General features: G+C 67.1%; 8 protein-coding genes and 1 pseudogene. 5 read left to right on the top strand and 4 right to left on the bottom strand.

The genetic code is table 11. The annotated features are described in order from the left end of the window. The 3 genes and pseudogenes from AC1DY5_RS31920 to AC1DY5_RS31910 all read right to left on the bottom strand — a co-directional run. Positions 1–195 (bottom strand): annotated as a pseudogene (locus tag AC1DY5_RS31920) (tripartite tricarboxylate transporter substrate binding protein); the annotation flags it as partial. A gap of 31 nt (positions 196–226) precedes the next feature. After that, positions 227–1,381, bottom strand: coding sequence for a CaiB/BaiF CoA transferase family protein (locus tag AC1DY5_RS31915; RefSeq protein WP_478117988.1), 1,155 nt, complete (start codon positions 1,379–1,381; stop codon positions 227–229). Positions 1,382–1,400: 19 nt separating this feature from the next. Further along, entirely contained in the window at positions 1,401–2,357 is a 957-nt protein-coding gene (locus AC1DY5_RS31910) for a hydroxymethylglutaryl-CoA lyase (RefSeq protein ID WP_478117986.1), read from the bottom strand. A 132-nt stretch (positions 2,358–2,489) separates the two neighbouring features. Between AC1DY5_RS31910 and AC1DY5_RS31905 the strand changes: the two genes are divergently transcribed. The 4 genes from AC1DY5_RS31905 to AC1DY5_RS31890 all read left to right on the top strand — a co-directional run bounded on the left by AC1DY5_RS31905 (position 2,490) and on the right by AC1DY5_RS31890 (position 7,138). Beyond that, positions 2,490–3,422, top strand: a complete 933-nt coding sequence (locus AC1DY5_RS31905; protein ID WP_478117984.1) for a LysR family transcriptional regulator — start codon at positions 2,490–2,492, stop codon at positions 3,420–3,422. A gap of 127 nt (positions 3,423–3,549) precedes the next feature. Continuing rightward, a complete protein-coding gene (locus AC1DY5_RS31900; RefSeq protein WP_478117983.1) occupies positions 3,550–4,656 on the top strand; it encodes an alkene reductase in 1,107 nt (368 codons plus the stop codon). A 25-nt stretch (positions 4,657–4,681) separates the two neighbouring features. Further along, positions 4,682–5,668, top strand: a complete 987-nt coding sequence (locus AC1DY5_RS31895) for a Bug family tripartite tricarboxylate transporter substrate binding protein (RefSeq protein ID WP_478117981.1) — start codon at positions 4,682–4,684, stop codon at positions 5,666–5,668. Between the two features lie 57 nt (positions 5,669–5,725). After that, a complete protein-coding gene (locus tag AC1DY5_RS31890) occupies positions 5,726–7,138 on the top strand; it encodes a class II 3-deoxy-7-phosphoheptulonate synthase (RefSeq protein ID WP_478117979.1) in 1,413 nt (470 codons plus the stop codon). Here AC1DY5_RS31890 and AC1DY5_RS31885 read toward each other — a convergent pair. Further along, entirely contained in the window at positions 7,096–8,148 is a 1,053-nt protein-coding gene (locus AC1DY5_RS31885; protein ID WP_478117977.1) for an MBL fold metallo-hydrolase, read from the bottom strand. The two genes, AC1DY5_RS31890 and AC1DY5_RS31885, sit on opposite strands and share 43 nt — an antisense overlap. Before the next feature lie 105 nt (positions 8,149–8,253). Between AC1DY5_RS31885 and AC1DY5_RS31880 the strand changes: the two genes are divergently transcribed. Further along, positions 8,254–8,460: CinA family protein (locus tag AC1DY5_RS31880; protein ID WP_478117975.1), on the top strand; the 207-nt coding region annotated here is incomplete at its 3' end.

Genomic DNA, 8,460 nt, shown 5'->3' with positions numbered 1-8,460 from the left:
GGCCTGGCCGCCGAGCGCCTTGGTGAGCGATGGCGTGGCGGCTCGCATGATGGTGTCGACGCCGGATCCGGCGCCGACCGGCAGCACCATGCGCAGCGGTTTGTCGGAGCCCTGGGCGAAGCTGCCCGTCGCGCTCAAGGCCAAGGCGGCAGCGATCAATGCGGTGATGCCGCGGCGTTGAATGGTGAAGGTCATGTCTGTCTCCGTGTGTCTTGGTTGATGGGTGTCAGGCGGGAACGTGGCTCGGCAGGCCGGCGAGAATCTCCTCGGTGTGCTGGCCAATGCCCGGCAGCGCATGCCGTACACCGGGGCGGCGGCCGCCCATCAGCAGCGGCAGCAGCACGACGTCGGTCGTTTCGCCGTCCTCGCACTCCATCGTTGCCAGGCCGCCGCTGGCCTTCAGGTGCGGGTCGTTGACCAGTTGGTCGGGCCGCATGATCGGCGCGTACGGAATGCCGGCCGCTTCGAGCTTCGGTGAGAGTTCCTCGACGCGGTGGTGCTTCAGGATGTCTCCGAGCCTTACCAGCAGCGCCGGTCGCACAGCCACGCGCAGCGCGTTGCTGGCCAGGGCAGGATCGGCCGCCAGCTCGGGGGCCTCGATCACCCGGCACAGTGTCAGGAACTGCTTGTCGCTGACCGCGCCGATGAAGAGCTGCTCGCCGTCGGCCAGCGTGAAGACGTCGTACACGCTCCAGGCCGACACGCGCGAAGGCATCGGCGGCGGCGGCTCTCCGGTCATCGCGAACTGCTGCATGTGCTGCGACGACAGGAATACGCAGTTCTCGAACAGCGCGCTCTGCACTTCCTGGCCCTTGCCCGTCAGCTCGCGTTCGCGCAGCGCAGCCAGCACGCCGATGGCGCCGAACATGCCGCCCATGATGTCGTTGACCGAAGTGCCGGCGCGCAGCGGCCGGCCGACCGGACCCGTCATGTACGACAGCCCGCCCATCATCTGCACCACTTCGTCGAGCGCCAGCCGATTCTCGTAGGGCCCGGGCAGGAAGCCCTTGTGCGTGACGTAGATCAGGCGCGGATACTTCTTTGACAGCGTCTCGTAGTCGAGCCCGAAGCTGGCCATCAGGCCGGGGCGGAAGTTCTCCAGCACGACGTCGCACTGGCCCGCGAGTTCGGCCGCGGTGGCGCGACCCTCGTCGGTGCCGATGTCGATCACCACGCTCTTCTTGTTGCGGTTGAAGGAGCGGAAGAAGCCGATGCCCAAACCCGGCAGCTTGCGGGTCTTGTCGCCGCCCGGAGGCTCGACCTTGATGACTTCGGCGCCGAGGTCGGCGAGGATCATGCCGCAGGTCGGGCCCATCACCATGTGGGTGAATTCGAGCACGCGGACGCCGGCGAGGGGTAGGGGAGAAGCAGCGGAGGTCATGAAAGGGTTCTCGGTTTGTTCAGACGGAGACGGCTTCGGCGGCTAGGCCGAAGGTCTTGGGCAGGCCGGCTTGCCAAAGCGAGCCGTGCAGTGTCTCGCCGGCGAGCCACTCGGCGACGCGGGCGCGTAGCACCAGCAATTGGCCGATGTCGATGCCGGTCTCGATGCCCATGCTGCCGAGCATGTAGGCCAGGTCTTCGGTCGAGACGTTGCCGCTGGCCCCCGGCGCGTGGGGGCAGCCGCCGATGCCGGCCAGGCAGGCGTCGAAGCGGGCCACGCCAACTTCCAGCGCCGCATAGACGTTGGCCAGGCCGAGCCCGCGGGTGTCGTGGAAGTGGCCGCACCAGAAGCGGTCGCCGGCGATCTTGACGGCGTCCTCGAACAGGTCGCGCACCATGCCCGGATCGGCATAGCCGACCGTGTCGGCCAGGCTCACGCGATCGGCGCCGGCGTCGAGCAGCGCCTGCATCAGGCGCAGCACCTCGCGCTTGTCGACCAGGCCCTGCAGCGTGCAGCCGAAGGCCGTGCCGACACCACCCTCGATCAGGGTTTGCGATCCCGCGGCGTCGCGCGCCGCGCGGATCTTCGCCACTTCCGCCACCACTTCGTCGGGCGTCTTGCGCAGGTTGGCCAGGCTGTGGGCGTGGCTGGCCGAGAGCGGCACGATCATCAGGTCGGCCTTGGCCGCGATCGCGCTTTCCGCACCGCGCAGATTGGGCACCAGGACGGAGGTGCAAAGGTTCGGCAGCGTCTTGGCGAACGCGACCAGTTCCGCGGTGTCTGCCAGCTGCGGCAGCAGCCGTGCCGGCACGAAGGATCCGACCTCGATCTCGCGCTGGCCGGCGCCATGGGCGGCGCGGATCCATTCGATCTTCTGCGCGGTCGGGAGGATGGTGGCGATGCTCTGCAGGCCATCGCGAAGACCGACCTCGCGGATCACGGCGCTGCGCGGCAGGCGGGTGGAATTGAGTGTCATGTGCTTGTCTCCAGGGTCTCGGCGCACAGTCGTGGCGTCGTGAGGGAGACTGTAGACATTCCCTCTTACTCCGAAAAGCGGTAGATTGGAACGGACAGCGTTCCCATTCGGAACCTCACACTACTTGATTCCATGCACGACCTCGACCTCACGAGCCTTCGGCTGTTCGTCGCCGTCTGCGAGACTCGCAACATTGCGCGCGCCGCGGAACAGCATCACATCGTCGCCTCGGCCATCAGCAAGCGCATTGCGCAACTGGAGGACAGCCTGGGCAATGTCCTTGTCGAAAGGAATCGGCGCGGCGTCGCGATCACCGGCGCCGGCGAGATCCTGCTGGAGCATGCACGCGCCATGCTCGCCGGTGCCGACCGGGTCTCGCGCGATATGGCCGCCTATGGCAAGGGGATCAAGGGGCAGGTGAGGGTGCTCGCCACGGTCTCCTCAATCGCCGAGTTCCTGCCGGACGATATCGCTGCCTTCCTGCATGTCCCCGAACATCGAGAGATCCGGATCGACATCGAGGAAGCGCTCAGTCGCGACGTTGTCAGCGGCTTGCGGGAAGGACTGGCGCCGCTCGCGGTCTGTTGGGACGCCGCGGACCTCGAGGGCCTGCAGATCAGGCCCTATCGCAACGACCATCTGGCCATCATTGCCAATGCTTCTCATCCGATCGCGGGCAGGAAGCGTTGTGCATTCGAGGAAACGCTGGCCTACGACCATGTGGGACTGCCGGCGTCGACGGCGGTGCACACCATGCTGGCGCGAGCCGCCGCCATCATCGGCAAGCCGATCAGCTACCGTGCCGTGGTCTCTACCTTCGATGCCTCGTTGCGCTGCGTGCGCGCCAATCTCGGCATCGCAGTGGTTCCGCGCGAGGTCGCCGAGCCCGTGGCCTCCACCTATGGGCTCAAGGTGCTGCCGTTGACCGATCGATGGGCCCAGCGCCGCTTCGCGATCTGCTTCTACGACGAGAAGCGGCTGTCCCCRGCCGCGAAGGCGCTGGCGGCGCACCTGGAGGCCGCGGCATCGGAGCGCGTGCAGAAGCCGGGCCGGCAGCGAAGCTAGGGATTCTGCCGTTCCCATTCGGCATCTTCACGCTGCCGAATCAGCGCTGGTGCTGCCATTCGGCGAGGGCTAGAGTTGCCTCATCAGGAGACATGCTGCGCCGCGCATTCATCGCGCAGTCCAACACATGACCCAGTCACCATTGCTCGAACCGATCGATTTCGGCCCCTATCGACTGCCGAACCGCGTCGTCATGTCGCCCATGACGCGCAATCGTTCGCCAGGCGAATTGCCCAATGCGCTCAACGCGGCGTACTACGCGCAGCGCGCGACGGCCGGCCTGATCATCTCGGAATCGACCGCCATCTCTGCCGAAGGCCTCGGCTGGCCCGAGACCCCCGGCATCTTCACGGACGCGCAGCAGGCAGGATGGAAGCGCGTCACGGAAGGCGTGCATCGCAATGGCGGGCACATGTTCCTTCAACTCTGGCACTGCGGACGCAATTCGCATCCGCTGACCCAGCCCCAGGGGCAGGTTCCGATCGGGCCGTCGGCCGTGCAGCCCTTCGGCACGGTGCGCACACGTGAAGGCCGGCTGCCGCTGCACGTGCCGCGGGAACTTCCCGCCGAGGAAGTCGGCCGCCTCATCGATGACTACCGTGCGGCTGCGCGGCGAGCCATGGCGGCAGGCTTCGACGGTGTCGAGGTCCATGCCGGCAATGGCTACCTGCTCGACCAATTCTTGCGCGATTCGTCCAACCTGCGCACCGATGCGTATGGCGGCTCGCCCTTGAATCGCTGCCGTCTCATGATCGAGGTGGTCTCGGCCGTGACCGAGATCTGGGGCGCCGAGCGCGTGGGGGTGCGGCTGTCGCCGACCAGCCCGTCCAACTACCAGCTCTCCGATTCCGATCCCGAGCTGCTCCTGGCCACTGCCTTGCGTGAACTGAGCAAGCTGGGCATCTGCTACGCGGCCGTGGTCGAAGGCTCGTCGAATGCGCTGCCACCCACCTGCGAGCTCGACTACGGCAAGCTGCGAACCCTGTTCAGGGGCCTCTACATTGCGAACAACGCGTTCACCCAGGCGCGCGCGGAGGAGGTGCTCCGGGAAGGCCGAGCCGACCTGATCTCGTTCGGTCGCCTGTATATCGCCAATCCCGATCTGGTTCGCCGCTTCGCCTTGAACGCACCCCTCAATCCGTTGCACACGGACAGCATCTACGCGCCGGACCACCGCGGCTATACCGACTATCCCGCGCTGGCGTCCGAAGCCGCGGCGACGACCGATCGATGATTCAAGAGGCATGCGAGACAACACCATGAACTTTCTCCGACGCCTTGCCTTGCCGTTCGTCTTCTGCGCGATCGGCTCCGGCGCTGCCGCCCAGAGTGCTGCACCCGACTATCCGAGCCGGCCCATCACCTTCGTGGTTCCCTACAGTCCGGGTGGCGGCGCCGATGTGATCGCGCGCGCCGTCGCCAAGACCTTGAGCGATTCGCTCCGGCAACCGGTCGTGATCGACAACAAGCCGGGCGGTGCCGGCCAGATCGCGGCCGCGTACGTCGCCAAGGCGGCACCGGACGGCTATACGTTGCTGCTCAACGCCGACAGCATCTACACCATCAACCCCGCGCTCAAGGGCAAACCGGCCGAGGATGCGCTTGCGCACCTGAGCCCGGTCGCCAACATCGTCGGGGCGCCGGTCGTGCTTGCCGTCAGTGCCACCAACCCGATGCAGGCGAAGACGCTCAAGGAGCTGATCGCCTACGCGAAGCAGAGCAAGACGCCGTTGAGCTATGCCTCGCCCGGCATCGGAACCCCGCATCAACTGATCGCCGAAGCGCTAGGCAAGGCGACGGGCATCCAATGGACCCATGTCCCGTACAAGGGCACGGCCAATGCCATGACCGACCTGATCGGCGGCCAGGTCGACGTGCTGTTCGGGATGCCGGCGAGCGTGACGCCGATGGCCGAGGCCGGAAAGCTCAAGATCTTGGCGGTGACTTCTTTTGAGCCGTTCCCGCTGCTGCCCGGCACGCCCACGGTGGCGCAGACCTATCCGAAGGTCGGCATGGCGACGGTCGACATGGGGCTCGCGGTGCCGCGGGGAACGCCGCCCGAGATCGTGCGCCGCCTGCATGACGAGGTTCAGAAATCCTTGGTCGAACCCGGGGTTCAAAGAGTCATCCAGCAGAACGGCATGGTGGCCTTGCCTGGAAGCACAGACGACTACATCAAGCGCATGCGCGTCGCGCGTTTGGAAAGGGAACAGATGATTCGCGATGCGGGAGTGACGTCCGACTGAGCCTGCCATCGCCCACCGGAGCTCTGGTCTAATCGGCGAGACTTGGAGTTCTCAACGATGTCTCACCTGGACTGGCGCCCATCCTCCTGGCGAAGTCGCGCTGCGCTGCAGATGCCGACCTATGCCGACGTGCACGCGCTGCAGGAGACCGAGCGCCACCTCTCCGGCCTGCCGTCCCTCATCTTTCCCGGCGAGGCATCGCAACTGCGCGAACGCCTGGCGGCCGTGTCGCGCGGCGAGGCCTTCCTGCTGCAGGGCGGCGATTGCGCCGAAAGCTTCGACGAATTCGGCCAGGAGCCGGTGGAATCGACCTTCCGGGTGATCCTCCAGATGGCCGTCGTGCTGACTTACGCCGCCGCCTGTCCGGTCGTGAAGGTGGGGCGGATCGCGGGCCAGTTCGCCAAGCCGCGATCTTCCGACGTCGAGAAGCAGGAAGGCGCGGAGCTGCCCTCCTACCGCGGGGACATCATCAACGGCAGTGCGTTCACGGCGCAAGCGCGACAGCCGGACCCCTCGCGCCTGCTCACGGCCTACTCGCATTCCGCGACCACGCTGAACCTGCTGCGTGCGCTCGCCCAGGGCGGCTTTGCCGACTTGCACGAGGTGCATCGGTGGACAGCGGACTTCGTCCGCGCGAGCCCGCAGGGCGCGCGCTTCGAAGAACTCGCGGACCGCATCACCGAGTCGCTGGCGTTCATGGAGGCTTGCGGCTTCGACGCCGCCCGGGCGCCGCAGTTGCACGCGGTGGAGTTCTACACCTCGCACGAAGCCCTGCACCTGCACTACGAGGAGGCGTTGACCCGCTTCAGCGAGCGCACCGGCCGTTGGTACGGAGGCTCGGCCCACATGCTCTGGCTCGGCGAGCGCACCCGCCAGATCGAGGGTGCCCATGTCGAGTACATGCGCGGCATCGACAATCCGATCGGCGTCAAGCTGGGGCCGTTGGCAAGCCCGGACGATGTGCTGCGCCTGATGGACCTGCTCGACCCGGAAGGCGAGCCTGGCCGGCTGGTGCTGATCACGCGCATGGGAAGCGAGCAGGTCGCCGACCGGCTGCCGCCGCTGCTGCGCGCCGTGCGCGGTGCGGGGCGCAAGCCGGTCTGGTGCTGCGACCCGATGCACGGCAATACGGTGACCTCTTCCAACGGCTACAAGACACGCGACTTCGAACGCATCCTCCTGGAGCTTCAGGGTTTCTTTGCAGCGCACGGGCAGGAGGGCACTTACCCCGGCGGCCTGCATTTCGAGATGACTGGCCAGGACGTCACCGAATGCCGCGGCGGCGCGCAGGCGCTGACGGACGAGGGACTTTCGGCGCGCTATCGCAGCGCCTGCGATCCGCGGCTGAACGGATCGCAGAGCCTTGAGCTGGCCTTCCTGATTGCGGACGTGCTCAAGGCTGCGCGCAGCCAGTCCGGCGACGACCCTCAGGCAGTGCGCCCGGCGCCCTGCACGCCTTCAAGCGGATAGCCGGCCTCGCGCCAGGCCTTCATGCCGCCGTCCAGCGCGACCGTATGCGTGAACCCCATCTCGCGCAGCGTCGCGGCCGCCAGCGTCGAGATGTAGCCCAGCTCGCAGCAGGTCAGGATGCGCCGGGTCGGGTCGGGCAGTTCCTGGTTGACGCGCAGTTCGAGTTGGCCGCGCGGCAGCAGCCGTGCGCCGGGGATGTGGCCGCCCTCGTAGGCATCGCGCTCGCGCACGTCGAGCACGATCAGGTCGTCCTCCGCGGCCTCCACCCGTGCCCTGAGTTCGATCAGCGACATGAAGGGCACGGCCGCCGTGGCTTCGGCAATCAGCCGCGCCACCGTCTTGCCGCCGCTCATGTTGGTGCGCAGCGCTTCGGTGAGGTGGGTCGGCATCGTGAGGTTGAGGCTGCGCATCATCGCAACGAAGGCGCCGCGCTCGGTTTGCTGCAGGCGCGGGTTCGACGCCAGTTCTTCGCCGATCGTCGAATGGCTGCGGCCCTTGTAGTCGTGCGCCGGGAACACCTTGAGCGCCGGGTCGAGCCGCAGCACGCGGTTGAACAAGCTGTCATGGAGCGCCTCCGGATCGCCGCTCGGGAGATCGGTGCGACCGGTGCCGCCGATCAGCAGGGTGTCGCCGGTGAACAGGCGATCCTCCACCCGGATGCACATCGAATCCCGGGTGTGCCCCGGTGTGTGCAGCGCCTGAAGCCGCATGCTGCCCACCACGATCATTTCGCCGTCGCCGATCCGCATGTCGACGAAGGGCGCCGGGCTGGCCCGCTGCATCACGACCGGCACCGCCAGCTGGCGCGCGAGTTCCTTGGTGGCCGAGAAATGGTCGGCGTGGGTGTGGGTGTCGATCAGGTAGCGGATGCGCACGCCGTTCTGGGCGGCGAGGGCGAGGTAGTGGTCGATCTGGCTCAGCGCAGGATCGATCAGCGCGGCAGCGCGCGTCTCGTCGCAGCCCACCAGGTAGGACTGGCATCCGCCAGTGGCAATCTGCTCGAAGATCATGGGGTTGGCCTGTTGAACGACCCGAGTCTAGCGAGCTCCTCGTCGGCCGCAAAGGTCTTCTCGGCCACGTCATGATCGGACAACTCAACGCTCCAGGAGTCCCGAATGTCCGACCTGCCATCGCTTGCCACGCTCGCCGCCCGCATCGGCGCCACCCTGCGCGAGCGCGGCCAGACCGTGGCGGTCACCGAATCCTCGGCCGGCGGCCTGGTGTCGGCTGCGCTGCTGGCGATCCCGGGCGCATCGGCCTTCTTCCTCGGTGGCGCGGTGGTCTACACGCGGCGTGCCGGCAGGGCGCTGCTGGGACTGACC

The sequence above is a fragment of the Variovorax sp. P4_D9 genome, assembly GCF_056401695.1.
Note: the sequence above shows the minus strand (reverse complement) of the source record. Positions and strands in the feature narration are given on the sequence as shown.

Excerpts from the sequence above, each read along its gene's own strand:
- AC1DY5_RS31885 (WP_478117977.1), bottom strand. The coding sequence starts at position 8,148 with ATGATCTTCGAGCAGATTGCCACTGGCGGATGCCAGTCCTACCTGGTG.
- AC1DY5_RS31890 (WP_478117979.1), top strand. The coding sequence starts at position 5,726 with ATGTCTCACCTGGACTGGCGCCCATCCTCCTGGCGAAGTCGCGCTGCG.
- AC1DY5_RS31895 (WP_478117981.1), top strand. The coding sequence starts at position 4,682 with ATGAACTTTCTCCGACGCCTTGCCTTGCCGTTCGTCTTCTGCGCGATC.
- AC1DY5_RS31900 (WP_478117983.1), top strand. The coding sequence starts at position 3,550 with ATGACCCAGTCACCATTGCTCGAACCGATCGATTTCGGCCCCTATCGA.
- AC1DY5_RS31910 (WP_478117986.1), bottom strand. The coding sequence starts at position 2,357 with ATGACACTCAATTCCACCCGCCTGCCGCGCAGCGCCGTGATCCGCGAG.
- AC1DY5_RS31915 (WP_478117988.1), bottom strand. The coding sequence starts at position 1,381 with ATGACCTCCGCTGCTTCTCCCCTACCCCTCGCCGGCGTCCGCGTGCTC.